Here is a 26,528-nt window from a genome sequence, read left to right on the forward strand (position 1 = left end):
GACGTGGCGGCCCCGGCGGTGGTCGCCGAGCGGGCCCGCGAGCTGGCCGTCACCGTCGCGGTCGGCGACGGCGCGCACCGGTACGCGGACGTGCTCGGGCTGCCGGTCCGGGAGGAACCCCGGTACCCGGACCCGCTGGCGCTGGCCCGTCTGGCCGCCGAGCGGATCCGCGCTGGCGCCCCCGGTGATCCGCTGACCCCGCTCTACCTGCGCCGACCGGACGCCGTCGCGGCCACCGGCCACAAGCCGGTCCTGCCGTGAGGCTCGGCCGGTTCCGGTGGTGGCACGTCGACGAGGTGCTGCCCATCGAGGTGGACCTGTTCGGCGCCGAGCAGTGGTCGGCGGCGATGTTCTGGAACGAACTCGCCAACGGGCACTTCTACCTGGTCGCCACGGACGACGACGGCTCGGTGCTCGGCTACGCCGGGCTGGCCGTGGCCCCGCCCGACGAGGCGTGGGTGCAGAACGTCGCGGTGCGCCGCGATGCCCAGCGGCGGGGGATCGGCCGGCTGCTGCTGGAGGCGCTGCTGGCCGAGGCGGCCCGGCGCGGCGTCCGCAGCACGCTGCTGGAGGTCGCCGCGGACAACGGTCCGGCCCAGCGCCTCTACGCCACCTACGGCTTCGAGCCGATCGGCGTGCGGCGCGGCTACTACCAACCGAGCAACACCGACGCGCTGGTCATGCAGCGCACCGAGGACTGACGAGCATGGCTGACGAACCCCTGGTCCTGGGCATCGAGACCTCCTGCGACGAGACAGGCGTGGGCATCGTGCGCGGGCACACGCTGCTCGCCGACGCGCTGGCCTCCAGCGTCGAGGAACACGCCCGGTTCGGCGGGGTGGTGCCCGAGGTGGCCAGCCGGGCCCACCTGGAGGCGATCGTGCCGACCATGGACCGGGCGCTGCGCGAGGCGGGTGTCACCATCGCCGACATCGACGCCATCGCGGTGACCTCCGGTCCCGGCCTGGCCGGCGCGCTGCTCGTCGGCGTCGCCGCCGCCAAGGGGTACGCGGTGGCGGCGGAGAAGCCGGTGTACGGGGTGAACCACCTCGCCGCGCACGTGGCCGTGGACACGCTGGAGCACGGCCCGCTGCCCGAGCCGGCGATCGCGCTGCTGGTCTCCGGCGGGCACTCCTCGCTGCTGCGCGTCGACGACCTGGCCCGCGACGTCGTCCCGCTCGGCGCCACCATCGACGACGCGGCCGGCGAGGCGTTCGACAAGGTGGCCCGGCTGCTCGGGCTGCCGTTCCCCGGTGGCCCGTACATCGACCGTGAGGCGCGGGCCGGCGACCCGGCGGCGATCGCGTTCCCGCGCGGGCTGACCGCCGCGAAGGACCTGGTCGGTCACCGCTTCGACTTCTCCTTCTCCGGGCTGAAGACGGCGGTGGCGCGGTGGGTGGAGGCGCGGCAGCGGGCCGGCGAGCCGGTGCCGGTGGCCGACGTGGCGGCGTCCTTCCAGGAGGCGGTCTGCGACGTGCTCGTCGGCAAGGCGTTGGACGCGTGCCGCAGCAGCGGCATCGACACGCTGGTGATCGGCGGTGGGGTGGCCGCCAACTCCCGGCTGCGGGCGATGGCCGAGCACCGGGCCGACAGGCACGGCATCCGGGTGCGTACGCCCCGGCCGAAACTCTGCACGGACAACGGCGCGATGGTGGCCGCGCTCGGGTCGCACCTGGTCGCCGCGGGTGTCGCGCCGAGCCGGCTCGACCTGCCGGCCGACTCCGCCATGCCGCTGACCGTGGTCAGCGTCTGAACGGGGAGGGGACCGACATGATCGTCCGGATGTGGGAGGCGAAGGCCGAGTCGTACGGCTTCGCCGAGCTGATCACCTGGGTGTGCGAGACGGCGCTGCCCGAGTTCGAGCACGACCCGATGCACGTCTCCAGTGAGGTGTTCTCCTCCACCGACCACCGGCTCGTGGTGATTTCCAAGTGGCGGAACAACCCGCGTGAGCTGCCCGAGCCGCCCATGCGCCTGGTCGCCCGACCGCCGCACAGCTGGGACTTCACCCAGGTCGACCGCTGACGGTACGAGAAGGGGCCCCGGTCCACGACCGGGGCCCCTTCCTCACCGCTCAGGCGCGGCGCATCAGCCGCCAGGTCGTGTAACCCCCGGTGCCCAGCGCGATCAGGAAGACCGCCCACACGATCCCGGTGCCCACCTGGAGCCCGCCGCCGCTGCCCACGTTCGCCTGGGCGGCCGCGACCAGCGAGTCGCTCTGCGCCGGCGGGAGCGCGGGCGGCGGCAACTGCTGCCAGCGGACCAGCCCGGTGCTCTCCAGCATGGTCATGTGGTCGTTGACGAACTTGTTCGCGTCCTCGGCGAGCTTGCGCACGATCGGGTCCTTGGTGCTGGCCCGGACCGCGCCGATCACCGGGAAGATGTTGCCGTGGGCGACCCGGAGCCGGGTGACGAAGATCTGGTCGAACTGCGCGCCGGTGGCGTTCTGCATCTCGGTCAGCCACCCCTTCTGCTGGGTCGTCGGGTCCGTCGGCAGGACCGCGCCCAGCTTGTTGGCCGCCTCGACCACCAGCTGGTCCAGCACGCCGTGCTGGCGGGCGATCTCCGCGCCGACCTCCCGTACCCGGGGTGACTTGCCCTTCTCCGCGGCCATCGTGCCGGCCGGCATCTCCCAGAGCCCGGCCAGCCGGACGCCGTTGAGCAGCGTCATGTCGGCGGCGTTCATCTGCACGCCGGGGTTCGGCGCGGCCAGCGCCGCGCCGGGAAGGACGCCGATCCCCGCGCCGATCACGACGAGCAGCAGGGTCACCCGGTGCGCCAGTCGGCGACGTGCGGATTCCAGCGATGCCATGGTTGGGTTGCCTCCTCGGTCCGGACCGCTACGTGGGGTCGCGGACGGCCGAGCCCACCGGCCGTCCGCACACTGGTACGGATCGGCGGGCCGATCAGTTCAGCGGGTCGGCCAGGAGGCGTTCGAAGGCCAGCTCGGCCGCGCCGATCAGCGCCGCGTCGTCACCGAGCTTCGGGGTACGCAGGCGCACGTGCTCCAGGCACGCGGGCAGCCCGTTGGAGTTGAGCCGGCTGCGGACCTGGGCCGCGGCGGCCAGGTAGAGGTCGCGCATGGTGCCGCCGAAGATGACCATCTCCGGGTTGAAGATGTTGACCAGGTTGGCCACGCCGAAGCCGAGCCAGTCGCCGGCCTGCCGGACCGCGCTCTGCGCCCGGGCGTCCCCCCGGTCGGCGGCGTCGAACACGGCCAGCAGGGCCTCCCGCCCGCGCGCCTCGGACCGGCCGGCCGCGCGCAGCAGCCCGTGCTCGCCGATCTCGGTCTCCCAGCAGCCGCGCCGACCGCAGTCGCAGCGCACGCCGTCGCGGACCACCACCATGTGGCCGACCTCGCCGCCGTAGCCCCCGTGCCCGGTCAGCCGCCGCCCGCCGGCGATGATGCCGGCCCCCACGCCGACGTCGCCGTACAGGTAGATGACGTTGTCGCAGCCGGTCGCCGCGCCCCGGGCGTGCTCGGCGTACGCGGCCACGTCGGCCACGTTCCCCACCGTTATCGGTACGTCGATGCCCAGCTCGTCGGCGAGCGCCGCGCCGATCGGCTCGTCCACCCAGCCGGTCGTCGGACTCAGCCGGACCAGCCCGTCGTCGCGGCGGACCATGCCGCACACGGCCACCCCGGCGCCCACGCAGAACGAGTCGGGCGGCACCGAGTGGTGCATCTCCTTGACCGCGCCGGCCAGCAGCGGGGCGGCCTCGCCGGCGACCAGGTTGCGCGGCCGGTCCAGCTCCCGGCGGTCGAGCACCTCGCCGCCGAGCCCGACCCGCGCGGCGCGCAGTCGGTCCACCTCGACGCTGTACGCGTACGCGTAGACCCGTCCCGACTCGGGCCGGACGACAAGTGACGGTCGCCCGGCCCGGCCGGTCTCCTTCGGCGTCCCCTCGCTGACCAGACCGGCGCCGGCCAGGTCCGCGGTCAGCGCGCCGATGGTGCTGCGGTTGAGCCCGAGCGCGGTGGTCAGTTCCGCGCGTGTGGTGGCCCCGTGCACGTGCACGTAGCGGAGCAATGCGCCCAGGTTCTGCCGGCGGATCTCGTCCTGGCTCGGTCCCGCGCGCATTGCCACTGCCATGGTGTGTCCGTACCCGGGGTCAGCGCACGCCGGTGGCGGCGGCGCGTCGTCGTGACAGCGCGTCGATGGTCGCCGCGGCGAGCAGCACCACGCCGGTGACCACGAACTTCACGCCCGAGCTGTAACCCATCAGTCCCATACCGTTGTCGATCACCGCGACCACCGCGCCACCGAGCACGGCGTCGAGGACCCGGCCCTTGCCGCCGAAGAGGCTGGTGCCGCCGATCACCGCCGCGCCGACGGCGTAGAGCAGTACGTTACTGCCACCGGTGTTGGGGTCGACCGAGTTGGCCCGGCTGGCCGCCACGATGCCGCCGATGGCGGCCATCCCGGAGCAGATGACGAACACGGAGATGCGGATCCGGTCCACGCTGATGCCGGCCCGGCGGGCCGCCTCGGCGTTGCCGCCGACGGCGTAGATGTGCCGGCCGTAGCTGGTGCGCTGGAGCACGAACGTCCAGACGACGAGCAGCACCGCGATGATCGGCACCACGATCGGCACGCCCTTGAGCGAGACGACCAGAACGTTGCGGCTGCGCTCCAGGTTGAGCACGTAGACCGCGAGGCCGAGGATCACGGCGAGCCCGCCGATCCGGGCCGCGACCACGGCGATCGGGTCGGTGAGCAGGCCGCGGGCGGACCGGTTGCGGTGCCGCAGCAGCTGCACGGCCGCGTACCCGGCGACGGCCAGCGCGGCCAGCGCCCAGCCCAGCGCGGGGGAGAGGTTGCGGTTGGCGATCGCGACCAGGGTGTCGTCGCGGACCGCGATGTTGGCGCCCTCGTCCATCAGCGTCAGCACGACGCCCTGGAAGGCGAGGAAGCCGGCGAGGGTGACCACGAAGGACGGGATGCCGACCTTCGCGACCAGCAGGCCGAGCACGGTGCCGATGACCACGCCGGTGACGACGGCGGCGAGCACCGCGACGTACCAGGGGTAGCCGAGCACGGTGACCACGTTGGCCAGGATCGCGGCGCAGACGCCGCTGGCGAAGCCGGCGGAGAGGTCGATCTCGCCGAGCAGCAGCACGAACACCAGACCCATGGCGATCAACGTGACCGCGGCGCCCTGGGTGAACAGGTTCGCGAGGTTACCGGCGGTGAAGAACGACGGGCGGGCGATCGAGAAGCCCACGGCGAGCACCAGGAGCATGATCACCGCGGGCAGGGCGCCGATGTCGCCGCCGCGTACCCGGCGCCAGTAGTTGTTCACGTGGTTGCCCACGGTAGGCGCCGGAGCGACGCCGGCGGGGCCTTCCTTCTTCACGACGGTGGCGGTCATCGGACGGCTCCTGGGGTGGTGTCGGCGGGCGCGGCGCCGGTGCCGTTGCTGCCCGGTTCGCCGGCGAGGCCGAGGCCGCCGGAACGGCCGGCGGTGATCAGCTCGACCACCTGCGAGTGGGTGATGTCGGTGGTCTTCACCTGGGCGACCATCTGGCCGAGGTAGAGCGCGGCGATCCGGTCGGAGACGGCGAAGACGTCGTTCATGTTGTGCGAGATGAGCACGACGGCCAGGCCGTTGTCGGCCAGCCGGCGGACCAGCTCCAGCACCTGGGCGGTCTGCGCGACGCCGAGCGCGGCGGTCGGCTCGTCCAGGATGACCAGCTTGCTGTTCCAGAGCACGGCCTTGGCGATGGCGACGGTCTGCCGCTGGCCGCCGGAGAGGCTGGACACGTGCTGGCGCAGCGACTTCACGGTGCGGACGCTGAGGCCGGCCAGGGTCTCGGCGGCCATCTGCTCCATGGTCGGCTCGTCGAGCACGATGCCGCTGCGCTTCTCCCGGCCGAGGAACATGTTCTGCACGATGTCGAGGTTGTCGCAGAGCGCCAGGTCCTGGTAGACGACCTCGATCCCGAGCGCGGCGGCGTCCCGGGGGCTGTTGATGCTCACCGGCCGGCCGTCGAAGAGGAACTCGCCGGCGTCGGTCGGGTAGATGCCGCTGATGCACTTGACCAGGGTCGACTTGCCGGCGCCGTTGTCGCCGACCAGCGCGGTCACCTCACCCGGGTGCGCGGTGAAGGCGACGTCACGCAGCACCTGGACGGGACCGAAGCTCTTGTCGATCCCGCGTAGCTCCAGCAGGGGGGTTGCGGACACGGGTGTCTCCTTTGGGCGGAGGGAGGTCTCGGATCCCGTCCGGCGTGGGCGCCGCCCGACGCGGGTCTCCCCGTGCCGGGCGGCGCCGCCTGAAGCGGGTTGGGTCAGCTCACGCCGGCGTCGGTGCAGAGCTTGGCGAACGCACCGGTGCAGAGCTCTTCCTTGGTGACGTAGTTGTCGGCCACCACGTCCTTGACGTTGTCCTTGTAGATGGCCTTCGGCTCCAGCAGCACGGCCGGCACGTCCCGGTTGCCCTCCGGGTCCTTGACGGTCTGCCCGGTGTCCTTCTTCTCGCCCTTGGCGAGCGCGATGGCCAGCTCGGCGGCGGCGTCCGCCTCCTTCTTGACCGCCTTGTAGACGGTCATGCACTGGTCACCGGCGAGGATGTTCTGCAGGCCCTCCTTGGTGGCGTCCTGACCGGTCACCGGGACCTTGCCGTTGAGCTTGTTCTTCTTGAGCACCGAGATGGCCGCGTTGCCCAGGCCGTCGTTGGCGGCGAGCACGCCGTCGATCTTGCCGCCGGCCTTGGTCAGCTGCTGCTCGAAGATCGTGGCGGCCTGCGCGTTGTCCCAGGCCGGCACCGAGTCGTCGGCGACCTTGGTGTACTCCTTCGAGTCGAACTTCGGCTTGAGGACCGAGTCGTACCCGTTCTTGAACAGGGTGGCGTTGTTGTCGGTCGGCGAGCCGTTGAGGTACGCGATCGACGGGTTCTTGACGCCCTTGTCGGTCAGGCACTTGCTCAGGCCCTCGCCCTGGAGCTTGCCGACGGCCTCGTTGTCGAAGCTGACGTAGTACTGGGCGGAGCCGCCCAGCGTCAGCCGGTCGTAGTCGATGGTGGCGACGCCCTGCGACTTGGCCTTGTCGAGCACGGCCTTGCCGGTGCCGGAGTCGAGGTTGACGATCATCAGGACGTTGACGCCGTTGGTGATCATCTGGTCGGCGATGGTCTGGAACGCGGTCTTGTCGTTCTGCGCGTTCTGGATGTCCGACTCCACGCCGGCGGCGTCGAACGCCTCCTTGAGGAACTTGCGGTCCGCGCCCTCCCAGCGGGCGGAGGACTTGCTGTCCGGCAGGATCACGCCGATCTTCGGCTTCTTGTCGGTGGAGCCGCCGGCCTGGTCGGAAGAACCGCCGTTGTCACCACAGGCGGCCATGCTGCCGGTCGCGAGGAGACCGACGGCCGCGAAGGTGAGGAGTCCCTTGCGCATGTGCACGGGTCCTTTCGGGGGGTGGGGGAGTAGAGGTCGATGTTTTGTTGTGTCCGGCAACGTATTCCTCGCGTCCGGCGCTCCGCAAGAGTGCCGAGGTCAGAAGTTTGTTGGCGGCGGTAACAATTCAGCAACGCGGTTGTCACCCGGCCGACACCCACTGCGGAAACGCTCCCACCGTCCCGCCGCGGGCGGTTTCAGCCGGCGGCGATCGGGGCGGTCCGCGCCCCGGTGAGCGCCACCAGGTCACCCGGTGCGAGCTGCACCTGAAGGCCCCGGCGGCCGGCCGAGACGTACACCGTCGGGAACGCCGACGCGGAGGCGTCGACCACGGTCGGCAGCCGCCGGCGCTGCCCGAGCGGGCTGATCCCGCCCCGGACGTACCCGGTCGCCCGCTCGGCCACCGCCCGCTCGGCCAGCCCCGCCCGCTTGCCGCCCACCGCCGCGGCGAGGGCCTTCAGGTCCAGCTCGCCGGTCACCGGCACCACGGCCACGGTCAGCGCGCCGTCCACCTCGGTGACCAGCGACTTGAACACCCGCTCCGGCGGCACCCCGAGCGCGGCGGCGACCAGCGCGCCGTAGTTCGGCGCGTCCGGCGAGACGTCGTACGGGTGCGTGCTGTGCGCGATCCTCCGCTTGGCCAGCAGCGCGGTCGCCGGAGTGCCCTGTCCCGCCATGACCGTCAAGCTAACCCGGCCGCGGCTCCCCGGCGAGCCGGAACGGGCGCCGGTCGGACGGCGGCGGTCAGGCGGCGGCCGGCACCGGGCGGCAGATCAGCACGGTGGGCGCGCCGGCCACCCGGGTCAGCACCAGGCTGGCCGCCGCGTCGCCGGACAGGCGCAGGTCGCGGCGCAGTTTCTCCGGCTCCAGCGCCGAACCACGCTTGAGGATCTCCACCCGGCCGACCCGGCGCTCCCGCAGCAGCGCGCGCAGGCGCTTGAGCGAGAACGGCAGCACGTCGGTGACTTCCAGGCAGCGCGCGAACGGGGTGGGCCGGGGCGCGTCCGCGTAGAGGTAGGCGATGGACGGGTCGGCCAGCGTGGCGTCGAGGTCGGCGGCCAGCTCCGCGACCAGGTGCGCGCGCACCACCGCCGGGTCCGGGTCGTACAGGAACCCCCGGACCGGGCCCACCGCCGCGTCGACCGCGCCGGTGCCGGTCAGCTGATAAAAGGGGGCCCCTCCTCTACCGGAGGCGTTAACAGGGGGCCCTTCCTTCTCCCGCAGCACGGTGGCGCGGCGGGGGACGCCGGCCAGCTCACCGCACCAGAGCGCGGCCTCCACCAGGTCCCCGTCGACGCTCACCCACTCCGCCTCGGCGCCGGCCGGGATCAGCGCGTGGTCCAACCCGGGCGCCACCTTCACCACGGTGCGCGGCACCCGCGCGGCGAGCCCGACGACGAAGTCCCACGGCGGCGAGTAGGCGTTCGGGTCGAAGATGCGCCGACCGGTGCCGGCCCGGCGCCGGGCCGGATCGCAGAACGCCCCGTCGACCCGGCCCACGTCGAACGCGGTGGCGTCGCCGCACTCCACCGTGACCAGGTCGGCCAGCCCGGCCGCTACGAGGTGGTGCTCGAACCCGCGGCGGTCGCCGACCTGTTGCAGAATCTCGCCTGGTTCGGCTTCAACGGCAAGCGGTACGCCGAACGGCAGTCCTTCGCCGAGCCGGGCGCCGCCCAGTTCGACCCGGCGGTGACGCTGGTGGACGACCCGCTGCACGCCTCGACGCTGCCGTTCGACCTGGAGGGCACGCCCCGGCGGGCGTTGCCGCTGGTGGAGGCCGGCACCACCCGGGCGGTGGCGTACGACAGGCGCAGCGGCGCGGAGGCGGGCGCCGCGTCCACCGGGCACGGCATGCCCGGCGGGTCGACGTTCGGGCCGATCCCGCACAACCTCCGCCTGCTGCCGGGCACCCCGGACACGGTCGACGCCGGGGTCGCGGCCGGACCGGTGAGCGCCGGGGTGACCGGGGCGGTGGGCGACCCGGACACCGCGGCCCTGGTGGCCGGCGTGCGGCGCGGATTGCTGGTCAGCGACTTCTGGTACACCCGGGTGCTGGACCCGAAGCAGCTGGTGGTCACCGGGCTGACGCGTAACGGGGTCTGGCTGGTCGAGGACGGCGTACCGGTACGGGCGGTGCGGGACTTCCGGTTCACCGAGTCGTACCCGCGGGCGATGGGGCCGGGCCGCGTGCTCGGCCTGGGCCGGTCGCCGGTCCGCCAGCCGGACCGGGTCGACGGGTCCTGGTGGGAGGCGCCCGCCCTGCGGCTGTCCTCGTGGAACTTCACCGGCGGCGCGTCCGGCTGAGCCGCGACGCCGACCCGACGCCGCCGCCGGCATATTGATCATGATCCGGGTCTTTCCAACCAGCGGGACACACGGGACACTGCGTTGCGCGGCCGGGCCGTGAAGATCGGCGTAACGTGTGTCACTTAGCCGCGCCGGTTCACCGGCGTGGTCCCGCGCGTGCGCAGGACGTGACAGTGACGTCAGGGAGATGACTCGAATGACATCAACGGCAACGAGACCGCGGGGAGCGCGGGCGCGTGCCGCCATCGCGGCGAAGACGTTGCGGACCGACCGCTGGTGGTTCGCGCCATTGATCACCGTCGTCGGGCTGAGCGCGTGGGTCATCTACGCGACCGTCCGGGTGTTCATGCACGACTTCTACTGGGTCGAGGAATACCACTACCTGACGCCGTTCTACTCCCCCTGCGTGACCGAACGCTGCGTCGAGGGTGCCGCGCACTTCGGCCGCTTCCTGCCCGGCTGGTGGATCATTCCGGACGCGGCGCTGACCCTGCCGTTCCTGCTGCTGTTCCGGCTCACCTGCTACTACTACCGCAAGGCCTACTACCGGTCGTTCTGGCTGTCCCCGCCGGCGTGCGCCGTCCCGGACGGGCACCAGTCCTACAGCGGTGAGACCCGCTTCCCGCTGCTCGGGCAGAACCTGCACCGCTACTTCTTCTACGCCGCCGCGATCATCTCACTGATCAACACCTGGGACGCGATCCTCGCCTTCCACTCCCCGGAGGGCTTCGGCTTCGGGCTGGGCAACATCGTCCTGCTGGTCAACGTGGTCATGCTCTGGGCGTACACGATCTCCTGCCACTCCTGCCGGCACATCATCGGCGGCCGGCTCAAGCACTTCTCGAAGCACCCGGTGCGCTACAAGGCGTGGACCGGCGTGTCCTGGCTGAACGTGCGGCACATGCAGCTCGCCTGGATCACCCTGGGCACGCTGGCGCTCACCGACTTCTACGTGATGGCGCTCGCGGCCAACTGGTTCCCCGACCTGCGGTTCATCAACTGAAGGCCCCTGACATGACTGAGACGCGAATCGAACGACACCACTACGACGTCGTCGTGATCGGGGCCGGTGGCGCCGGCCTGCGTGCGGCGATCGAGGCCCGGTTGGCCGGCAAGAAGACCGCGATCATCTCGAAGTCGCTGTTCGGCAAGGCGCACACGGTGATGGCCGAGGGTGGCGCGGCGGCCGCGATGGGCAACGTGAACTCGCGGGACAACTGGCAGGTCCACTTCCGCGACACCATGCGCGGCGGCAAGTTCCTCAACAACTTCCGGATGGCCGAGCTGCACGCCAAGGAGTCGCCGCAGCGGATCTGGGAGCTGGAGACGTACGGTGCGCTCTTCGACCGCACCAAGGACGGGAAGATCTCGCAGCGCAACTTCGGCGGCCACGAGTACCCGCGCCTGGCGCACGTCGGCGACCGGACCGGCCTGGAGCTGATCCGCACGCTCCAGCAGAAGATCGTGTCGCTCCAGCAGGAGGACCAGCGGGAGTTCGGCAGCTACGACGCCCGGATCCGGGTGTTCGCCGAGACCACGGTCACCGAGCTGCTGCTCGACGGCGACCGGGTGGCCGGCGCGTTCGGCTACTACCGGGAGTCCGGTGAGTTCGTCCTCTTCGAGGCGCCGGCCGTGGTGCTGGCGACCGGCGGGGTCGGTCGGTCCTACAAGGTCACCTCGAACTCCTGGGAGTACACTGGGGACGGTCACGCGCTCGCGCTGCGCGCCGGCGCCACGCTGATCAACATGGAGTTCCTCCAGTTCCACCCGACCGGCATGGTCTGGCCGCCCTCGGTGAAGGGCATCCTGGTCACCGAGTCGGTGCGCGGCGACGGCGGCGTGCTGAAGAACTCCGACGGCAAGCGGTTCATGTTCGACTACGTCCCCGACGTCTTCCGCAAGCAGTACGCGGAGACCGAGGAGGAGGCGGACCGCTGGTACACCGACCCGGACAACAACAGGCGTCCGCCGGAGCTGCTGCCCCGCGACGAGGTCGCCCGCGCGATCAACAGCGAGGTCAAGGCCGGTCGGGGTACGCCGGCGGGCGGCGTCTACCTGGACATCGCCTCCCGCAAGTCGGCCGAGGAGATCCGCCGCCGGCTGCCCTCGATGTACCACCAGTTCAAGGAACTGGCCGACGTCGACATCACCAAGGAGCCGATGGAGGTCGGCCCGACCTGCCACTACGTGATGGGCGGCGTCGAGGTGGACCCCGACTCCGGCGCGGCGGCCGGCACCGTACGTGGGCTCTTCGCCGCCGGTGAGGTCTCCGGCGGAATGCACGGCTCCAACCGGCTGGGCGGCAACTCCCTGTCCGACCTGCTGGTCTTCGGCAAGCGGGCGGGCGGCCACGCGGCCACGTACACCGACCAGCTGGCCGCCCGCCCGGCGGTGTCGGTGGCGGCGGTGGAGGCCGCGGTGGAGACGGCGCTGGCGCCGTTGCAGCGGGACACCGGCGAGAGCCCGTACCAGCTCCAGCAGGACCTCCAGGTGGTCATGGGCGACCTGGTCGGCATCATCCGGCGGGAGGGCGAGCTGGCCGACGCGCTGGGCCGGCTGGCCGAGCTGCGGGAGCGGGTGGCGAAAGTGAGCGCGGTCGGCGGCCGGCGCTACAACCCGGGCTGGCACCTGGCGCTGGACCTGCGCAACATGCTCGTGGTCTCGGAGTGCACCGCGAAGGCGGCGCTGGAGCGGCAGGAGTCGCGCGGCGGGCACACCCGGGAGGACTACCCGGCGATGGACCCGAAGTGGCGGCGCGTCAACCTGGTCTGCTCGCTGGACGGCGACACGGTCCGGCTGACCCACAAGCCGCTGCCGAAGATGCGGCCGGAGCTGATCGGGCTGTTCGACCGGGCGGAGCTGTCCAAGTACCTGACCGACTCTGAACTCGCCGAGTTCGACGCCCTCACCGAGGAGGCGAACAACTGATGGGAAGTAAGCGCCAGTTCCGCATCTGGCGGGGCGACGAGACCGGCGGCGACCTCAAGGACTACGCGGTCGAGGTGAACGAGGGCGAGGTCGTCCTCGACGTGATCCACCGGCTCCAGGCCACCGAGGCGCCGGACCTGGCGTGCCGGTGGAACTGCAAGGCCGGCAAGTGTGGCTCCTGCTCCATGGAGATCAACGGCAAGCCGCGGCTGGGCTGCATGACCCGGATGTCGACGTTCGAGGAGACCGAGACCGTCACGGTCACCCCGCTGCGGACGTTCCCGGTGATCCGGGACCTGGTCACGGACGTCTCGTTCAACTACGAGAAGGCCCGGGAGACGCCGGCGTTCGCGCCGCCGGCCGACGTGGCGCCCGGTGACTACCGGATGCAGCAGGTCGACGTCGAGCGCTCGCAGGAGTTCCGCAAGTGCATCGAGTGCTTCCTGTGCCAGAACGTCTGCCACGTGATCCGCGACCACGACGAGAACAAGCAGGCGTTCTCCGGTCCCCGGTTCTTCATCCGCGCCGCCGAGCTGGACATGCACCCGCTGGACGCGAAGACCGACCGCAAGGAGTACGCGCAGTCCGAGATGGGACTGGGCTTCTGCAACATCACCAAGTGCTGCACCGAGGTCTGCCCCGAGCACATCAAGATCACCGACAACGGGATCATCCCCATGAAGGAACGGGTCGTCGACCGCAGGTACGATCCCCTTGTGTGGCTCGGTAACAAGATCTTCCGGAGGGGTCAGGTGCCTCAGACCAGCGCGACCAGCGGGCATTCCAGCGGTGCGGTGACCGCCGGTGCGGCACACGGCGGCGTGCACTCGCACGCCGGCGGCTCGCACGACAGCAGCGCCGAGCGCCAGGCCCAGCAGGGCGTCAACTGGCAGCGCGAGGTGCCGCACCCGACCGCCCCGGCTGTCGACTCCAGCGGCAAGCTGCCGCTGACCGAGTTGACCTTCGACCGGGCCGCCGCGCCGTCGCCGTTCGGCGACGACGTGGAGTTCCCGCTGCCGCCGGAGCACCTCAACTTCGCCCACCCGCAGCAGGACGAGCCGAAGCACTGAGCAGCGCGACGATCACGGGGGCCAGCGGCACACGCCGCCGGCCCCCGTCTCGTCTCCGCCCGGTCGTCCGGTTCGCGGGCTCAGACGGAGGCGGCGAGCAGTGGGCGCAGCGCGGGCACGATCGGCACGTCGGCCGGCAGCCAGTCGACGCTGTCCAGCTCGGCGGCCGAGAGCCAGCGCAGCTCGGCGTGCTCCAACGCCTCCGGTTGGTCACCGTGGAGCAGGCGGGCGGCGTAGACGCGCAGGACGGACCGGCCGTGGGCCATCCGCACGTCCCGGCCCACCCGCTCGCCGACCGAGACCCGGACGCCCAGTTCCTCGGCGCACTCCCGGGCCAACGCCTCGGGCTCGGTCTCCCCCGGCTCGACCTTGCCGCCGGGGAACTCCCACCGCCCCGCCACCTCGGGGGGCGCGGAACGTTCGCAGGCGAGGACCCGGCCGGCCACGATGATCGCCGCCCCGACCACCACCCTCGGCTCCCGCCGGTCGGCCTGCCCGTTCCCGGTAACCCGTTCGGTCCGCACGAGCCACCAGCGTGCCAGATCAATCGGCGGTTTGGGTAGCTGAGTCGACCGTCAGGCCAACAGAACACGGAAGTGTGGGCGTGGACACACCATCTGTGCGGCGACAGACTAGAGGGCGTCGACTGGGACACGGGATGGCGACGATTTGGCCACAAGCCGGCAACGACGCCTGGGAGGTGCGGTGATGCGCGTGCTGTTCAGCGGCCGGGCGAAGCACGACTACCTCAGCGACGCGCTCGCCCTGCTGCCCGGATGGACCCGTGAGGGTGAGCAGATCCGCCGCACGCTCGTCCTCGACGACACCCAACACGCCGCCCTGACCGAGCGGGTGGCCGTGGTGGCCGACGCGCTGCGCCTGCGTCCCGAGATCAGCCGTCGGGCCGACCACACCCAGATCAAGGTGGGCCACGGTGACGACGAACCGCTCACCGAGGGTGAGGTGCTGCTGGCCGCGCGCATCGAGGACGCGGTCCGGGCGGTCACCGAGCGCTGAGCGCTGGCGCGCCTGCCCTACCGTGAGGGACATGTCCGGCCCCACGTACGACCGCAAGGAACAGTTCCAGCAGATCCAGAGCGGCCTGCTGCCCGGTGAACAGATCATCGCCGTCTACGACGCGATCGGCACCGGCACCGGCTTCATCGGCCTGACCGACCGGCGGGTGATCATCCAGGACCGCTCCTTCGTCGGCAAGCGGTACGCCATCACCAGCATCCCGTACTCGAAGGTCACGAGCGTGAGCGTGGTGAGCAACAAGCACTGGGGTGGCTCGTTCTTCTCCACCGGCGCGATCGCCGTGCACGTCGGCACGCACACCTACGAGGTCGAGTTCCGTGGCGCGGAGAAGAGCCACCACGTGCACAACGTGATCCTGCACCACATCTCCTGATCGGACGGTGACACAATCGCCGCCGTGGGGGGACGAGCCGCGCGGTGGCGCGCCTGGTGGGACATCGACCGGCGAGCCGTACGCCTGATCCGCCGGACCCTCCTGGTCGGCGCCCTCGGCGCGGTGCTGCTGGCCGCGGTGACCGCGGCCAGCGTGGTATGGATCCGCGACGGCGCCGAGGGGCACGTGTTCACCGCCGCCGACGTGCCGCAGGCGCCGGTGGCGCTGGTGCTCGGCGCGAAGGTCGAGCCCGACGGCACGCCGTCGCCGTTCCTGGCCGGCCGGCTGGAGATCGCGCGGCAACTCTTCGCCGCCGGCAAGGTCACGGTGGTCCTGGTCTCCGGCGACCACATGAACTGGGACTACGACGAGCCGGACGCGATGCGGCGCTGGCTGGTCGAGCGGGGGGTGCCGGCGGACAGGGTGGTGCTGGACCACGCCGGCTTCGACACCTACGACTCGTGCGCCCGGGCCCGACGCGTCTTCGGGGTGCGGCAGGCCACGGTGGTCACCCAGTCGTTCCACCTGCCCCGCGCGGTGACGCTCTGCCGGCGGCTCGGCATCGACGCCAACGGCGTCGGCGACGACACCGCCCGCCGGTACGCCGAGCAGTGGCGGATCAGCACCACCCGGGAGTACGGCGCGGCCGTGAAGGCCGCGGTGGACGTGCTCTCCGGCCGCGACCCGGTGCACCTGGGCCGCCGGGAGACCGGGGTCGACGACGCCCTGCGGGCCGGCTGAGGGGTAATCCGGTTGTCGCCCGGTGGCGTCGGCTGGTCTGCTGGACCTCTCGGAGCCGACCGGAGGGAGCACCGCCATGCCCGACGCAGCGAAGCCCAACCGACCCGTCGTCATCCCTGCCGAAACGAGGCTTCGTGTATCCGTACCCCATTCCGGCGGAGGTCGCTGACCACCCGCCGCGTCACGTCCGACCCGACCGACGGGAGGGCGTGTGATGTCCGTCTTCGACGATCCCGGCCTGTTCGGCCGGCTCTGGGCCGCCGCCTACGACGGCCCGGGCAATCCCGACCCCGCGCCGGCTGTCGACTTCCTCGCCCCGCTGGCCGAGGGCGGCCCGGTACTCGAACTGGCCGTCGGCACCGGCCGGGTGGCCCTGCCGCTGGCCGCCCGCGGTCTCACCGTGGAGGGCGTCGAGGCGTCCCCGGAGATGGTGGCGCACCTGCGCGCCAAGCCGGGCGGCGCGGACATGCCGGTCACCATCGGTGACATGGCGGACGTCCCGGTCGCCGGGCCGTACCGCCTGGTCTTCCTGGTGTTCAACACGCTGTTCAATCTGGTCTCGGAAGAGCGCCAGACGGCGTGCTTCCGCAACGTCGCCCGGGTGCTCGCCCCCGGCGGGGCGTTCGTCATCGAGACCTTCGTGCCCGACCCGGCGGACTTCGACCGGGACGAGCAGGTCCAGGTGCGGGAGGTGACCGAGGACTCGGCCACCATCCGCATGCACCGGTACGACCGGGCGGCGCAGACGTTCGTGCGGCAGACCGTCACGTTCGACTCCGCCGGCGTGCACCTCAAGCCGTTCGCCATGCGGTACGCCTGGCCGGAGCAGATCGACGAGATGGCCGAGCGCGCCGGGCTCCGCCTCGCCGAGCGGTACGCCGACTGGGACCGGACCCCGTTCGACGCCGGCAGCCGGGCACACATCTCGGTCTACCGGACCCGGTAGCGGTCGCGCCGAGGGTCGGGGGCTTTCCTCCCGGCCCTCGGTCGTCCCGGTTACGCTGGCGCGGCCGGGCCTCGGCCGCCAGGGTCAGGAGGGGTCGATGACCGTCACCGTCGCCGCGATGGACGACACGCACGCCGACGCCGTGCTGGAGATCTACCGCCTCGGCATCGCCGAGGGCAACGCCACGTTCGAGACCGAGCCGCCCGACTGGTCGCGGTTCACCGCCGGCCGGCTGCCCGGGCACCGCTGGGTGGCGCTCGACCAGACCGGGCAGGTGCTCGGCTGGGTGGCCTGCTCGGCGGTCTCGGACCGCTGCGTCTACGCCGGCGTGGTCGAGCACTCCGTCTACGTACACCCCGGGGCGCGGGGGCGGGGCGTCGGCCGCGCCCTGCTGGACGCGTTGACGGCCTCCACCGAGGCGGCCGGGATCTGGACCATCCAGTCCGGCGTGTTCCCGGAGAACACCGCGAGCCTCGCCCTGCACGAGCGCTGCGGGTTCCGGGTGGTCGGCACCCGGCAGCGGATCGGGCGGCACCACGGCGTCTGGCGGGACGTCACGCTCATCGAGCGGCGCAGCCCGCGGATCGCCTGACCGGGGCGTCAGGCGACACAGAACTCGTTGCCCTCCGGGTCGTGCATGGTGACGTGCCCGAGCTGATCGCCGTACCGCTGCTCGCGCACCACGACCGCGCCCGCCGCCACGAGTTCGGCGACCTTCGCGTGGATGAGACAGGCGCGTTCGGCCATGTCCCAGGGCGGCTCACCGGCGACCCGGACGTCCACGTGCACGCGGTTCTTGGCGACCTTGCCCTCGGGCACCCGGAGGAAACCGATCGCCGGTCGCTGCCCGGCCGGGTCGACCAGGGAGGCGCCGTCCGGATCGTCGTAGCCCGGCTCCGGCACGTAACCCAGGGCGGTGGCCCAGAACGCGGCGAGCCGCTCCGGGTCGGCGGCATCCCAACCGAGGCTCCAGTGCGTCGACGTCACGTCCGACCTCCGCTCGCTCGGGCTCCCGCTCCGGTTGACCAAGGAGTTCGCGTCTCCGGTCCGGTTGGATCCTGACACGAACTCCTTGATCGACCTCGACGGGCGGGGGCCGGATGGGGCACGCCGACCCGGCGGACTAGCGCACCTCGTCGGTGTGGCGGCTCCGCCCCTCGACCCGGTCCTGGACGATGCGCGTGCTCTGGTCGGGAGCCAGTTCCGAGAACACCCGCAGGTGCCTCTGGTCCACCCACGTCACCTGGGTCCCGTCCCCGAAACCGTCGTAGCTGTCGACGCTCTTGCGGGTCAGGTTGTTCATCCGTCGGCCGTCGAGGTCACAGGCGAACATGTCGGTCGCCAGCCCGTTCGGCTGCGGCGACTCGAACGCCACCCGGGCGCGTTCCAGGTCCGGGTCCGACAGGAGCGGACGACCGGTCGCCGGGGAGAGCCAGACGTCCTCGGGATAGCGGATCCCGGCGCGGACGACGAGAAGATAGGGCGTACGGGACACCGGCCGGCCGCCGATGCACTCGACGGCGACGACCAGCCCCACGGTGCCCGTCGATCGCGCCACCTCGACGTGCCCGCCGTGCAGGGCCGCTCCGTCGACGTACGGCAGTATGCCGCCGCGGTCGAGCAGCCCGACCGCGGCGAAGCGCCGGTGCGGTGGGCGTCCGGAGACGGCTTGCAGGTAGGCGAGGTCCGTGACGATGTGCAGGACGACACCGGCCGCCGCGCGACACGTGCCCCGCACCACGAATCGATGCGGCAGCGGCGTGGCCCGGGCGACGTCCGCCTCGGTCAGGGCGCTGCGCAGGTCGACCCTGCGGGGGTTCGCCGCCCCCGCTGCGGCAAGCGACCAGTCGGCCGGCAGGACGTACAGGTCGCGCCCGGGGACCAGCACCCGCTTCTGCGGGCCCTCGCCGTACTCGACGGCGCTGATCCGGACGTTCGAGGCGACCGGGATCGCGTCCAGTTCGAGCGCGGGGCGCAGGTGGCGTCGCCTCACCCGCAGGCTGACGTGCCCCAGCTCGGCCGGATCCGCGGCGGGCCGGAACTCCAACACCAGGTAGGCGACGACGCACAGGGCGGTCAGCGCCCACGCCAGCCACAGGTTGCCGGCCAGGAAGGTGGGCACCTGGGACGTCGAGTAGTTCACGACGATGCTGGTCACCGTGAGGACGAGGGCGGCCAACAGGGATCGACGTACCCCACGCTCGGTCCGCATGCGCCGCAGGCTAGTGCACCCGGGGCTCGCCCTCCCATCCCCCGACGGGTCGAGTCTCTACACTGTGGACCCTTCCGCGAAGACCGACGCGGCAGCCGGTCGGCGCGAGTGGGGCCGACCGGTCAGGTGAGGGACGAGGGCAGCGGCACCTCTCCCCGCAGCGCCCGCTCCGCCAGCTGGACGCGCTGGCGGTGGAGGGTGGTGTTGCCCAGCGGATGGCCGGGCACGTTGATGCACCGTTCGCCGGGCACGGAGTCACAGACCGGACACGGAAGGAACAGGCCGCAGGACGGGACGAGTTCCGCACCCTGGGCCAGCGCCGCTCGACCGATCTTGACGAGAGACCGGTAGAGGTCGCGGTCCTGGTGCCGGGCGGCACTGGCGGCCACCTCCCGCATGCCTTCCCAGAACTGCTCGGCGGCCCTCGGCTCGTCGATGTCGATCCGCATCGTCCGGCATACCCGCCGTCGCCCCGTTGGCACCTCGTCATCCGCCCCCTCGTGTTGATCCACGACGTCCACGAGGGGCCGCAGCCGTCTCCGTTTGCACGTAGGTTGCGGGAGTGACGAGAAGCGAGCATCTCGCGGAGCAGCTGGACTGGTACTGGCGCAGGAACCTGCGGCCACGGCTGGAGGGCCTCACCGACGAGGAGTACTTCTGGGAGCCGGTGCGCGATTGCTGGAGCATCCGCCTGCGGGGCACGTCGGTCGCACCGACGTCCGAAGGTTCGGGGGAATGGACGATGGACTACATTTTCCCCGGCCCGGTGCCGGCGCCAGTGACCACGATCGCCTGGCGGCTGGCGCACATCATCGTCTCGTGTCTGGGCTATCGGGTCGGATGGTACTTCGGCGGCCAGGACCTTGAATCCGAGACATTCGCCTACGCCGGGACCGCTGACGAGGCGCTGAACCAGCTCGATGAGATGTATGGGAAATGGAACGCGGGGGTTCGCGACCTCTCGGACGCCGACCTGGAGAATCCGCCCGCGGCAGGTCCCGAGCGGTTCCCCATGGAGAACAGGATCCTGCACGTCAACAGGGAGCTGATCCATCACGGCGCGGAAATTTCCCTGCTGCGCGACCTCTACCGCTGGCAGGACGGAACCGCTTCGCGCCGCACATGACTCTCCGGCTGCGGGCGACGGCCGACTCAGACGTTGAAGCGGAACTAAGAGCCGCTGTACCGCTACCAGCGGGATCAGCCTTCGACGCCCGCTCGTGCGGAGTCTCGGGCTGCCACCGTTCAGCACTGCTTGACGACGTTTCACGGTGTCTTGTGCCCCGCCTGTGCCCCAGAACCTTCGTCGAGGGCTACCCACCCCTGCCCGCCTCCCCGAGCTTGCTCACCGCCGTAAACGCCTTGGCCCGTGATCCGCGCACCGCTTAGCCTCTTCGAGATGAAGCAGCTGCGCGACCTTGCCATCCGGCTGGCGATGGATGAGCCCGTCGGCGATTACCTGCCGATGGCGGCTGCTCACGCACTAACCCGAGGCGTTGACTCTCCGAGCTTGCGTGAGCTCGCCGGCCTTTCGAAGGGCCAGTCACGGGAAGCCGTTGACCTGTTTCGCCAAACGATGGACGAGCTCGGCTGTCCGGTCCCGGACAAGAGCGGCGCCCGGCTACACCTCATGCGTGAGGCAGCAGCGAACATAGTTGCTGGGAAGGGCGACCCCGAGGACCTGGCCCACGAGATTTACTGGCAGGCGTGCTACTCCGGCATGCTTGAGCTTCGAGCGGTGGGCGATCGCTTCTTAGAGCTGTACGCCGGATGGGGCGTTACGAATGACCAGGCAGAGGAAGCGGTAGCGGCCATGAAGGCAGCGGCGCAGTCGTTCCTTTGCGACCATCCAGCAGATGATCCGACTCCTTGACCCCCAGGCAACCATCAACGGGCCGTGACCTGCCGTCACATCGAGGTTGAGTTGCCGCAACGGTCCTTCGGCGTCCGTAGGCGTCCATGATTGTCCGCACCGATCGTCACCCAGTTAGTCACCCGCCAACGGACAGCACTGCGCCTAGCCGGCCAACCGTGGATCGGCCAGCAGCACGACACGGTCGGCTTCGACATCAAAGCCGAGCACCGGATGCTGGTAGTCACCCTCGGAAGCCATCAAGACCGGCTTGTCCAGCCTGCGCCCGATCAATGCAAAGAACCCGCACATCATGTCCAGCCGCTGCTGACCTTGCAGCTCCCGCAGGTCGATGTCGAAGTCGATCTCGACCGCCGAGTATGGCCAGAAGTTAATCAGGACACCAGGAGCCAGCCACACCCGCAAGATCGGCAGCTCATCGTCAGCAGATCGCGCCAGCACATCGGTTGCTGAGGGAAGCGGTACGACCGCGTCACCCACTGAGTACTCCCACTTCCAGCCTTGCGTCTGGACCAGGTCGAACACCGCCTGCCAGTCCCCACCGAAGCATTTTCGACACGCACGTCCGGCAACGCACCCATCAGGTTCGGGTCGAAGAAGTTCTTGACGTCGTCCCACACAAGGTCAGGCACCCCGTCATGCTGGCTGACCGGCGGTGATCATGCATCCCTATTGAGTCGTGCCCGCATCGCGCACGCTCACAGACCGCGCGCTGTTGCCATCCCGTCTGCCGCCGACCCGCCCTCCGGGGAGCGGGCCGCCGCCCGGTCCGCCACGTCAAGCGGACCTTGACGCCCGTTCGGACGCTGGCGGGCTGGGCGGTGGTCTGCTCGGCTTGCCCGGGTCGTCGGCTGGCGGGGTGGCCCTGCGCAACCACCCACGGACCGCTACGCGCCGACGGACCCCCGGCCATCTCGGAGTCGTTGCGCCCCCGCCGGAGGCGCGGTAACCGCCACAGACCCGCCTCCGCGACCCGCCGCGCGGACCCGGCGCGCCCTTCCCTGCGCCGCGCCAATCGGGCGCGGCCCGGCCGGCTGCCGGCCCACAAACCTCAACCACCCTCGCCGCTACCGTCTACGGCGGCCCCTGGGCTTACCGCTCTCCGCGCCAGCCGCCGGGCGTTCTGCGTGGCCGGAGTCGGAGCGCCAGCGGAGCGACGGACGCGCGCCCAGGCGGCGGCGTGTGCGGCCCGTTCAGGGCCGCCTTGAAGACGTACAGAAACTTTGAACCACTTCGCCGGCGGCCGGCTGTCCGACTTTGCTTGATGCGTTACAGGTCGACTTCACATGATGGGTGACAGTCCGCCGAGCGTTGGTGGAGTTGTCCGTGACTGCCGGATCGTGCGATCACGAAAACCCGTACCTTAGCGTTCCGGGTCCTCTGCGAAGACCTGGGCCGCGACCTGGTAGCCGTCGAACGCGCGTGCTACGCCGGCGTAGACCGCGACCTGAAGGAAGACCTCGGCGATCTCTTCCTTGGTGGCGCCGGCGTTGAGCGCGATGCGGAGCTGACCGCGTAGCGGCTCCAGGACGCCGAGTGTTGCCGCGATGGTTACAGATACCAGTGCCCGCGTCTGCGTATCCAGGTGCTCGGTGCGCGGCCAAACGTCGCCGAAGGCGTGCATCGTCGCGATCCGCTTGAAGTCTGCGCCGTTAGCTGGCTCACCAGGGGTAGCGCCAAGAAAGCGCTCCAAGCGGAAGCCCAGCAGGCGCTCAGCCGCGTCCAGCGCGGCGGCGTATCCCAGGTCTGTCGCCGCCGTTGCCTGATGGTCCGTCGCCATGATGCTTACTCTTCCATCTACGAGGGCAAAGCGGTCGAGAACGGGCACTTCGACCGCAGCTGAAGGCCACCGAGACATAGCCAGGCGCAAGTGAGATCATCTAGCCGGATGTGTAACGGATCAAGTGACAGCAATCCGTAACGCATCAAGTGGAGCCCGACATCTGTCGTATTCCGCTTGATCCGTTATAGATTGACTTCGCATGATGCGGGACAGGCCGACAAGACCGCGGCCACCACCCACGGCCGGGACAGCCAGCCCGGACAGGCGACCGGCATCTCGGACCAATCTCGATAGACGGCCAAGAGCCAGCGTGGGTAGCTTCGCGCCGTGACGCGGCTCAAGCGGTATCGGTACGTCGGACCACCAGAGATCCTGGCCCAGCAGGTGGGTCTGGTGGGGATCGTCGTCGCCGACACACCAAGCGCGCTCGATATGTGGCTCGATGTTCGGCGGGCGACTGAGCTCGACGAGCCTGCGACCTTCGTCGTCGACCTTCGTGGCACGCTCCGGGTCGCGCCCCGCCAAAGCGAGCATGTTGCCTGTGCTGCCGGGCAGGACGTCTTGGCCGCCGGAGAGATCACCTTCGCCGCGAGCAACACCGGATACGTCGTCCAGGCGGTCAGTAACCAGTCGACCGGCTACTGCCCAGACCCTGACTGCTGGCCGGCAGTCGCCGCAGCACTTGATCGTCTCGGCATCCCACATCCAGGCGGCTTCACCGCCGCACTGACCTTCAGACGTTGCACAGCCTGCGGGCAACGCAACATCGTGCGAGACGACGACTTCGCCTGCGCTCTCTGCGATGGTGCCCTGCCACCTCACTGGAACTTCGACCCTGCGTGACCTGTCCACGTACGGGCACCTGATGCCGGACTCGGAGGAGCGCACCCGCCGGGCGGTCGATGAGGCGTGGGGTTGTGCCCCTGATGTGCCCCCACAGCGCGGGCACACCCTCCTGACCTGGGAGAACGGGCCGGACTCAGACGTTGAAGCGGAACTCCACCACGTCGCCGTCCTGCATGACGTACTCCTTGCCCTCGATCCGGACCTTGCCGGCGGCCTTCGCCGCCGCCATCGATCCGGCCTGGACCAGGTCGTCGTAAGAGACCACCTCGGCCTTGATGAAGCCACGCTGGAAGTCGCTGTGGATCACCCCGGCGGCCTCCGGCGCGGTCGCCCCGACCGGGACGGTCCAGGCCCGCGCCTCCTTGGGGCCGGCGGTCAGGTACGTCTGGAGCCCGAGCGTCCGGAAGCCCACCCGGACCAGCTGGTCCAGGCCCGGCTCGGACTGCCCGATCGACTCCAGCAGCTCGCGCGCCTCGTCCTCGGGCAGGTCCACCAGCTCAGACTCGATCTTGGCATCCATGAAGACCGCCTCGGCCGGGGCGACCAGCCCGCGCAACTCGTCGAGGAACTCGGCGTTGCCCAGCTCCGCCTCGTCGACGTTGAAGACGTAGAGGAACGGCTTCGTGGTGAGCAGGTGCAGCTCACGCAGGTGCTCCAGCTCGACCTTCGCGGCCGCGGCGCCGGCGTACAGCGTGACGCCGTTGTCGAGGACCTCGACGGCCTTCTTGGCGGCCTCGACGGCGGCGGCCCGGTCCTTGCGGAGCTTGGCCTCCTTCTCCAGCCGGGGCAGCGCCTTCTCCAGCGTCTGGATGTCGGCCAGGATCAGCTCGGTGTTGATCGTCTCGATGTCGTCGGCCGGGGAGACCTTGCCGTCGACGTGCACCACGTTCGGGTCGGAGAAGGCGCGCACCACCTGGCAGATCGCCGAGGCGTCGCGGATGTTGGCCAGGAACGCGTTGCCCCGGCCCTGCCCCTTCGAGGCGCCCCGCACCAGGCCGGCGATGTCGACGAAGGAGACGGGCGCCGGCAGCACCTTCTGCGAGGAGAAGATCTCGGCCAGCTTGCCCAGCCGCTCGTCGGGCAGCCCGACCACACCGACGTTCGGCTCGATCGTGGCGAACGGGTAGTTCGCGGCGAGCACGTCGTTCTTGGTCAGCGCGTTGAACAGGGTGCTCTTGCCCACGTTGGGCAGGCCGACGATGCCGATGGTGAGACTCACGACGAACCAGCTTACGCGCCTCGCGGCCGGCGACCGGCAGGTAGGTCCGCCGGCCCGCTCAGTCCGGTACGGCGGGCAGCAGGCGCGGCTCGATCCGGGTCTCCCGCGCGGTGCCGTCCTCGGCGCGGCTCACCTCGTACGCCGACACGCCCTCGCGGTCGGCCACCGCCTCGGCCAGCCGGGTGCCCCGGTAGACCAGCCCGACGCCGTCGTCGGTGCAGTGGCTGGTCGGCAGCGTGCCGTCGGCGACCAGCCGGTGCATCAGCGGCCGGCGCTGCTCCTCGCTGTCGTAGTGCACGCCGTTGCCGTACGGCAGCCAGCCCAGCCCCTCGGTGAAGGGCCGCAGGGTCGGGCCGTAGCTGTCGGTGGCGCCGCTGGCGTGCCAGCAGATCGAGCCGGCGGAGACCCCGCCGAGGACCACGCCGGCCTGCCAGCACTCGTGCAGGATCTCCGGCAGGCCGTGCACCCGCCACACCGCGCACAGGTTGGCCACGCTGCCGCCGCCGACCCAGATGACGTCCTGGGCGAGCAGGTGGGCGCGGATGTCGTCGACGTTCGGCATCGGGTAGAGCGCCAGGTGGGACGCGCGGAACCGGGTGCCGGCGAAGGCGCCGTGGAACACCGTGAGACTGGTCGGCTGGTCCCCGACGGCCTGTGCCAGGTAGCAGATCCGGGGCGAGTCGCCGGCGCCGGCCAGCTCGGCCATCAGCGGGAAGACCCGGCCCGGCCGGGCGTCCCACGGGCCCCGGCGACGGCTGGCGAATCCCATGCTGGTGGCGACGATCGTCGGTTCGGTGGCGGGCATGGCCGGTCCTTCCGGTCGGTGGCGTCCGAGATCATCCTGCCTGATCCGGCGGTTCCGCCTCGGCCGCGGCCAGGAGAACGCGCAACAGGTCGGCCAGCCGCTCCCGATCGGCGAGGGGCAGCGTCTCGAGGATCCGCCGCTGCACCTCCAGCCCGGCCTCGGCGGCCTCCTCGACCACCCGCCGGCCGACGTCGGTGAGGCTGACCCGCAGGGCCCGCCGGTCCGCCGGGTCGGGCGCACGGCGGACCAGCCCGGCCCGTTCCAGCCGGTCGAGCCGGCCGGTCATGCCGCCCGAGGTCAGCATCAGCGACGCGGCGAGCGCCTTCGGCGCGAGGGTGTACGGCGGCCCGGAGCGGCGCAGCGCGGCGAGCACGTCGAACTCGCCGCGGCCGATGCCCCAGCCGGCGTACACCTTCTCCTGGCGGTCGCCGACCAGCCGGGCGAGCCGGTAGATGCGGCCGAAGACGGCCATCGGCTCGGGTCGCATGCCGGCGCGCTCCCGGCGCCACTGCTCGACGATCAGGTCGACCTCGTCGGTTGCCACGGTTGCCGATTGTGCCGCACCTCGCACTTCCGCTTTTACTCGACCCTAACTATCTTAGGGCTAAGCTAATTAGTGGCGAAGCAAGGAGTTTTCCGCATGACCCACCGTCCGGCCGACGTCGCGCTCACCGCCCTGGCACCGGTCACCTGGGGCACCACCTACCTGGTCACCGCCGAACTGCTGCCCGCCGACCGGCCGCTGTGGTCCGGCGCCGTCCGCGCCCTGCCGGCCGGCCTGCTCCTGCTGGCACTCACCCGCCGGCGGCCGCACGGCCTCTGGTGGGGACGCGCCGCGCTGCTCGGCGCGCTCAACATCGGCGCGTTCTTCCCGCTGCTCTTCGTGGCCGCCTACCGGCTGCCCGGCGGCACCGCGGCCGTACTCGGGGCGGTCCAGCCGCTGCTGGTCGTCGCGCTCACCGTCGCCCTGCTCCGGGACCGGCCCGGCCGG

Annotated in this window: 29 protein-coding genes and 4 pseudogenes; 17 read left to right on the forward strand and 16 right to left on the reverse strand. The window is 71.0% G+C overall.

Annotated features, from left to right (window positions below):
* From HUW36_RS05035 to HUW36_RS05050, 4 genes and pseudogenes are all read left to right on the forward strand, one after another.
* A pseudogene (locus HUW36_RS05035) lies at positions 1–261 on the forward strand (tRNA (adenosine(37)-N6)-threonylcarbamoyltransferase complex dimerization subunit type 1 TsaB); the annotation flags it as partial.
* Positions 258–701: a ribosomal protein S18-alanine N-acetyltransferase gene (gene rimI, locus HUW36_RS05040; protein ID WP_174527038.1), complete on the forward strand. Its 444-nt coding sequence runs from the start codon at positions 258–260 to the stop codon at positions 699–701. The pseudogene HUW36_RS05035 and the gene rimI, both read left to right, overlap by 4 nt.
* 5 nt (positions 702–706) lie before the next feature.
* Positions 707–1,753 (forward strand): tRNA (adenosine(37)-N6)-threonylcarbamoyltransferase complex transferase subunit TsaD, encoded by a 1,047-nt coding sequence (tsaD, locus tag HUW36_RS05045; RefSeq protein ID WP_174527039.1) that lies wholly within the window; start codon positions 707–709, stop codon positions 1,751–1,753.
* A 17-nt stretch (positions 1,754–1,770) separates the two neighbouring features.
* A complete protein-coding gene (locus tag HUW36_RS05050) occupies positions 1,771–2,025 on the forward strand; it encodes a hypothetical protein (protein WP_174527040.1) in 255 nt (84 codons plus the stop codon).
* A 49-nt stretch (positions 2,026–2,074) separates the two neighbouring features.
* Here the strand turns inward: HUW36_RS05050 and HUW36_RS05055 are convergent, their stop codons facing one another.
* The 7 genes and pseudogenes from HUW36_RS05055 to HUW36_RS05085 form a co-directional block, all read right to left on the reverse strand.
* On the reverse strand, positions 2,075–2,812 hold the full coding sequence (locus tag HUW36_RS05055) for a DUF4142 domain-containing protein (RefSeq protein ID WP_174527041.1): 738 nt from the start codon (positions 2,810–2,812) through the stop codon (positions 2,075–2,077).
* Between the two features lie 94 nt (positions 2,813–2,906).
* Positions 2,907–4,082: an ROK family protein gene (locus HUW36_RS05060; RefSeq protein WP_174527042.1), complete on the reverse strand. Its 1,176-nt coding sequence runs from the start codon at positions 4,080–4,082 to the stop codon at positions 2,907–2,909.
* A gap of 31 nt (positions 4,083–4,113) precedes the next feature.
* Complete coding sequence (locus HUW36_RS05065; RefSeq protein ID WP_174527043.1) at positions 4,114–5,373, reverse strand: sugar ABC transporter permease; 1,260 nt, start codon at positions 5,371–5,373, stop codon at positions 4,114–4,116.
* Positions 5,370–6,188, reverse strand: a complete 819-nt coding sequence (locus HUW36_RS05070; protein ID WP_174527044.1) for an ATP-binding cassette domain-containing protein — start codon at positions 6,186–6,188, stop codon at positions 5,370–5,372. The genes HUW36_RS05065 and HUW36_RS05070 overlap by 4 nt, the downstream gene beginning before the upstream one ends.
* 104 nt (positions 6,189–6,292) lie before the next feature.
* Positions 6,293–7,396: a sugar ABC transporter substrate-binding protein gene (locus tag HUW36_RS05075; RefSeq protein WP_174527045.1), complete on the reverse strand. Its 1,104-nt coding sequence runs from the start codon at positions 7,394–7,396 to the stop codon at positions 6,293–6,295.
* 197 nt (positions 7,397–7,593) lie between these two features.
* Entirely contained in the window at positions 7,594–8,073 is a 480-nt protein-coding gene (gene ybaK, locus HUW36_RS05080; RefSeq protein WP_174527046.1) for a Cys-tRNA(Pro) deacylase, read from the reverse strand.
* Between the two features lie 67 nt (positions 8,074–8,140).
* Positions 8,141–8,953 (reverse strand): annotated as a pseudogene (locus HUW36_RS05085) (THUMP-like domain-containing protein); the annotation flags it as partial.
* Here HUW36_RS05085 and HUW36_RS05090 point away from each other — a divergent pair.
* The 4 genes and pseudogenes from HUW36_RS05090 to HUW36_RS05105 form a co-directional block, all read left to right on the forward strand.
* Positions 8,945–9,700: pseudogene (locus HUW36_RS05090) on the forward strand (metallopeptidase TldD-related protein); the annotation flags it as partial. The pseudogenes HUW36_RS05085 and HUW36_RS05090 sit on opposite strands and share 9 nt — an antisense overlap.
* Positions 9,701–9,899: 199 nt before the next feature.
* Positions 9,900–10,706 carry a hypothetical protein gene (locus HUW36_RS05095; RefSeq protein WP_174527047.1) on the forward strand — a complete coding sequence of 269 codons (807 nt, stop codon included), beginning with the start codon at positions 9,900–9,902 and terminating at the stop codon, positions 10,704–10,706.
* 11 nt (positions 10,707–10,717) lie between these two features.
* Positions 10,718–12,631, forward strand: coding sequence for a fumarate reductase/succinate dehydrogenase flavoprotein subunit (locus tag HUW36_RS05100; protein ID WP_174527048.1), 1,914 nt, complete (start codon positions 10,718–10,720; stop codon positions 12,629–12,631).
* Positions 12,631–13,701: a succinate dehydrogenase/fumarate reductase iron-sulfur subunit gene (locus HUW36_RS05105; protein ID WP_174527049.1), complete on the forward strand. Its 1,071-nt coding sequence runs from the start codon at positions 12,631–12,633 to the stop codon at positions 13,699–13,701. Before HUW36_RS05100 ends, HUW36_RS05105 begins: the two co-directional genes overlap by 1 nt.
* Before the next feature lie 80 nt (positions 13,702–13,781).
* Here HUW36_RS05105 and HUW36_RS05110 read toward each other — a convergent pair whose 3' ends face one another.
* The gene (locus HUW36_RS05110; RefSeq protein WP_425487217.1) at positions 13,782–14,171 is read right to left on the reverse strand and encodes a (deoxy)nucleoside triphosphate pyrophosphohydrolase; all 390 of its coding nucleotides are present in this window, start codon (positions 14,169–14,171) and stop codon (positions 13,782–13,784) included.
* Positions 14,172–14,409: 238 nt separating this feature from the next.
* Here HUW36_RS05110 and HUW36_RS05115 point away from each other — a divergent pair, with 238 nt between their 5' ends.
* From HUW36_RS05115 to HUW36_RS05135, 5 genes are all read left to right on the forward strand, one after another.
* A complete protein-coding gene (locus HUW36_RS05115; RefSeq protein ID WP_174527051.1) occupies positions 14,410–14,718 on the forward strand; it encodes a 4a-hydroxytetrahydrobiopterin dehydratase in 309 nt (102 codons plus the stop codon).
* A 31-nt stretch (positions 14,719–14,749) separates the two neighbouring features.
* Positions 14,750–15,112, forward strand: coding sequence for a PH domain-containing protein (locus tag HUW36_RS05120; protein WP_174527052.1), 363 nt, complete (start codon positions 14,750–14,752; stop codon positions 15,110–15,112).
* Between the two features lie 24 nt (positions 15,113–15,136).
* Complete coding sequence (locus HUW36_RS05125; RefSeq protein WP_174527053.1) at positions 15,137–15,853, forward strand: SanA/YdcF family protein; 717 nt, start codon at positions 15,137–15,139, stop codon at positions 15,851–15,853.
* Positions 15,854–16,067: 214 nt separating this feature from the next.
* On the forward strand, positions 16,068–16,799 hold the full coding sequence (locus HUW36_RS05130; protein ID WP_174527054.1) for a class I SAM-dependent methyltransferase: 732 nt from the start codon (positions 16,068–16,070) through the stop codon (positions 16,797–16,799).
* A gap of 97 nt (positions 16,800–16,896) precedes the next feature.
* Positions 16,897–17,391 (forward strand): GNAT family N-acetyltransferase, encoded by a 495-nt coding sequence (locus HUW36_RS05135; protein ID WP_174527055.1) that lies wholly within the window; start codon positions 16,897–16,899, stop codon positions 17,389–17,391.
* Positions 17,392–17,399: 8 nt separating this feature from the next.
* On the opposite strand, the gene HUW36_RS05140 is transcribed toward HUW36_RS05135, so the two are convergent.
* The 3 genes from HUW36_RS05140 to HUW36_RS05150 all read right to left on the reverse strand — a co-directional run bounded on the left by HUW36_RS05140 (position 17,400) and on the right by HUW36_RS05150 (position 19,460).
* Positions 17,400–17,786 carry a VOC family protein gene (locus HUW36_RS05140; protein WP_174527056.1) on the reverse strand — a complete coding sequence of 129 codons (387 nt, stop codon included), beginning with the start codon at positions 17,784–17,786 and terminating at the stop codon, positions 17,400–17,402.
* 136 nt (positions 17,787–17,922) lie between these two features.
* Positions 17,923–19,011, reverse strand: a complete 1,089-nt coding sequence (locus HUW36_RS05145) for a hypothetical protein (protein WP_174527057.1) — start codon at positions 19,009–19,011, stop codon at positions 17,923–17,925.
* A 122-nt stretch (positions 19,012–19,133) separates the two neighbouring features.
* Positions 19,134–19,460, reverse strand: coding sequence for a zinc finger domain-containing protein (locus HUW36_RS05150; protein WP_174527058.1), 327 nt, complete (start codon positions 19,458–19,460; stop codon positions 19,134–19,136).
* A 113-nt stretch (positions 19,461–19,573) separates the two neighbouring features.
* On the opposite strand from HUW36_RS05150, the gene HUW36_RS05155 reads away from it, so the two are divergent.
* Complete coding sequence (locus tag HUW36_RS05155; RefSeq protein ID WP_174527059.1) at positions 19,574–20,137, forward strand: DinB family protein; 564 nt, start codon at positions 19,574–19,576, stop codon at positions 20,135–20,137.
* A gap of 273 nt (positions 20,138–20,410) precedes the next feature.
* Positions 20,411–20,884 (forward strand): hypothetical protein, encoded by a 474-nt coding sequence (locus tag HUW36_RS05160; protein ID WP_174527060.1) that lies wholly within the window; start codon positions 20,411–20,413, stop codon positions 20,882–20,884.
* Positions 20,885–21,028: 144 nt separating this feature from the next.
* Here the strand turns inward: HUW36_RS05160 and HUW36_RS05165 are convergent.
* Together HUW36_RS05165 and HUW36_RS05170 are read right to left on the reverse strand one after the other, a co-directional pair.
* Positions 21,029–21,516, reverse strand: a pseudogene (locus HUW36_RS05165) (hypothetical protein).
* Positions 21,517–22,247: 731 nt separating this feature from the next.
* Complete coding sequence (locus HUW36_RS05170; RefSeq protein ID WP_174527061.1) at positions 22,248–22,664, reverse strand: carboxymuconolactone decarboxylase family protein; 417 nt, start codon at positions 22,662–22,664, stop codon at positions 22,248–22,250.
* A gap of 330 nt (positions 22,665–22,994) precedes the next feature.
* Here HUW36_RS05170 and HUW36_RS05175 point away from each other — a divergent pair, with 330 nt between their 5' ends.
* Positions 22,995–23,510: a hypothetical protein gene (locus HUW36_RS05175; RefSeq protein ID WP_174527062.1), complete on the forward strand. Its 516-nt coding sequence runs from the start codon at positions 22,995–22,997 to the stop codon at positions 23,508–23,510.
* Positions 23,511–23,646: 136 nt separating this feature from the next.
* Here the strand turns inward: HUW36_RS05175 and ychF are convergent, their stop codons facing one another.
* The 3 genes from ychF to HUW36_RS05190 are packed head-to-tail and all read right to left on the reverse strand — an operon-like array spanning position 23,647 to position 26,081.
* Positions 23,647–24,732 (reverse strand): redox-regulated ATPase YchF, encoded by a 1,086-nt coding sequence (gene ychF / locus HUW36_RS05180; RefSeq protein WP_174527063.1) that lies wholly within the window; start codon positions 24,730–24,732, stop codon positions 23,647–23,649.
* A 58-nt stretch (positions 24,733–24,790) separates the two neighbouring features.
* Complete coding sequence (locus HUW36_RS05185; protein ID WP_174527064.1) at positions 24,791–25,537, reverse strand: Type 1 glutamine amidotransferase-like domain-containing protein; 747 nt, start codon at positions 25,535–25,537, stop codon at positions 24,791–24,793.
* A gap of 31 nt (positions 25,538–25,568) precedes the next feature.
* A complete protein-coding gene (locus HUW36_RS05190) occupies positions 25,569–26,081 on the reverse strand; it encodes a MarR family winged helix-turn-helix transcriptional regulator (protein ID WP_174527065.1) in 513 nt (170 codons plus the stop codon).
* 96 nt (positions 26,082–26,177) lie between these two features.
* On the opposite strand from HUW36_RS05190, the gene HUW36_RS05195 reads away from it, so the two are divergent.
* A partial coding sequence (locus HUW36_RS05195) for an EamA family transporter (protein WP_174527066.1) occupies positions 26,178–26,528 on the forward strand: 351 nt, incomplete at its 3' end.

Source organism: Micromonospora maritima, from assembly GCF_902825405.1.
In the GTDB taxonomy this organism is placed as follows: domain Bacteria; phylum Actinomycetota; class Actinomycetes; order Mycobacteriales; family Micromonosporaceae; genus Micromonospora; species Micromonospora maritima.

Excerpts from the sequence above, each read along its gene's own strand:
- tsaD (WP_174527039.1), top strand. The coding sequence starts at position 707 with ATGGCTGACGAACCCCTGGTCCTGGGCATCGAGACCTCCTGCGACGAG.
- HUW36_RS05050 (WP_174527040.1), top strand. The coding sequence starts at position 1,771 with ATGATCGTCCGGATGTGGGAGGCGAAGGCCGAGTCGTACGGCTTCGCC.
- HUW36_RS05055 (WP_174527041.1), bottom strand. The coding sequence starts at position 2,812 with ATGGCATCGCTGGAATCCGCACGTCGCCGACTGGCGCACCGGGTGACC.
- HUW36_RS05060 (WP_174527042.1), bottom strand. The coding sequence starts at position 4,082 with ATGCGCGCGGGACCGAGCCAGGACGAGATCCGCCGGCAGAACCTGGGC.
- HUW36_RS05065 (WP_174527043.1), bottom strand. The coding sequence starts at position 5,373 with ATGACCGCCACCGTCGTGAAGAAGGAAGGCCCCGCCGGCGTCGCTCCG.
- HUW36_RS05075 (WP_174527045.1), bottom strand. The coding sequence starts at position 7,396 with ATGCGCAAGGGACTCCTCACCTTCGCGGCCGTCGGTCTCCTCGCGACC.
- ybaK (WP_174527046.1), bottom strand. The coding sequence starts at position 8,073 with ATGGCGGGACAGGGCACTCCGGCGACCGCGCTGCTGGCCAAGCGGAGG.
- HUW36_RS05095 (WP_174527047.1), top strand. The coding sequence starts at position 9,900 with ATGACATCAACGGCAACGAGACCGCGGGGAGCGCGGGCGCGTGCCGCC.
- HUW36_RS05100 (WP_174527048.1), top strand. The coding sequence starts at position 10,718 with ATGACTGAGACGCGAATCGAACGACACCACTACGACGTCGTCGTGATC.
- HUW36_RS05105 (WP_174527049.1), top strand. The coding sequence starts at position 12,631 with ATGGGAAGTAAGCGCCAGTTCCGCATCTGGCGGGGCGACGAGACCGGC.
- HUW36_RS05115 (WP_174527051.1), top strand. The coding sequence starts at position 14,410 with ATGCGCGTGCTGTTCAGCGGCCGGGCGAAGCACGACTACCTCAGCGAC.
- HUW36_RS05120 (WP_174527052.1), top strand. The coding sequence starts at position 14,750 with ATGTCCGGCCCCACGTACGACCGCAAGGAACAGTTCCAGCAGATCCAG.
- HUW36_RS05130 (WP_174527054.1), top strand. The coding sequence starts at position 16,068 with ATGTCCGTCTTCGACGATCCCGGCCTGTTCGGCCGGCTCTGGGCCGCC.
- HUW36_RS05135 (WP_174527055.1), top strand. The coding sequence starts at position 16,897 with ATGACCGTCACCGTCGCCGCGATGGACGACACGCACGCCGACGCCGTG.
- HUW36_RS05145 (WP_174527057.1), bottom strand. The coding sequence starts at position 19,011 with ATGCGGACCGAGCGTGGGGTACGTCGATCCCTGTTGGCCGCCCTCGTC.
- HUW36_RS05150 (WP_174527058.1), bottom strand. The coding sequence starts at position 19,460 with ATGCGGATCGACATCGACGAGCCGAGGGCCGCCGAGCAGTTCTGGGAA.
- HUW36_RS05160 (WP_174527060.1), top strand. The coding sequence starts at position 20,411 with ATGAAGCAGCTGCGCGACCTTGCCATCCGGCTGGCGATGGATGAGCCC.
- HUW36_RS05170 (WP_174527061.1), bottom strand. The coding sequence starts at position 22,664 with ATGGCGACGGACCATCAGGCAACGGCGGCGACAGACCTGGGATACGCC.
- HUW36_RS05185 (WP_174527064.1), bottom strand. The coding sequence starts at position 25,537 with ATGCCCGCCACCGAACCGACGATCGTCGCCACCAGCATGGGATTCGCC.